Source organism: Dellaglioa sp. CoH-57-MRSF-16 (assembly GCF_056782055.1).
Map to the genome: position 1 here is coordinate 1 of NZ_JBXAXZ010000069.1, position 427 is coordinate 427.

The 427-nt window shown below is 52.2% G+C and carries 2 protein-coding genes; both read right to left on the bottom strand.

Annotated features, from left to right (window positions below; genetic code table 11):
* The coding region (locus AC1RPH_RS07890) for a hypothetical protein (RefSeq protein WP_481762038.1) at positions 1-245 on the bottom strand (245 nt) is incomplete at its 3' end.
* A partial coding sequence (locus tag AC1RPH_RS07895) for a phage tail tip lysozyme (RefSeq protein ID WP_481762039.1) occupies positions 217-427 on the bottom strand: 211 nt, incomplete at its 5' end. The genes AC1RPH_RS07895 and AC1RPH_RS07890, both read right to left, overlap by 29 nt.

Here is a 427-nt window from a genome sequence, read left to right on the forward strand (position 1 = left end):
TGCCCGTCCAACAATTCGCGAATGCGATGCTTCAGAGCCAAAGACTGTTGGTAATACGTGCGCTTCACTTCACGATCAGAAAATGGGCGCATTTCATCCAACGTTTTCTCAATGCCGTTGCAGATGTATAGGGTTCGACCCAAGCGCAATTTCGCGATTGCGCCACGCAACAGTTCACGACGAATTTCGATGGTGCTCGTGCTCATCATTTCTCCTTTATCCTGCGTCAGACCGCAGTTTAGCATACTGTTCTAGTCCGTAGCGAATTCTTTTTCGATCTTCCGCTTCGCTCTCGCCCGGGCGCTCGTAGTACTTGCGGTGAAAAACTGCGGCCTGCGCCACCGTCCGCATCTTACGGAAGCGATCCATCAGACCCATCTTTTCCATCTCGTACCAGTGGAATGCTGCCTGAACCTGCACCTCGGTC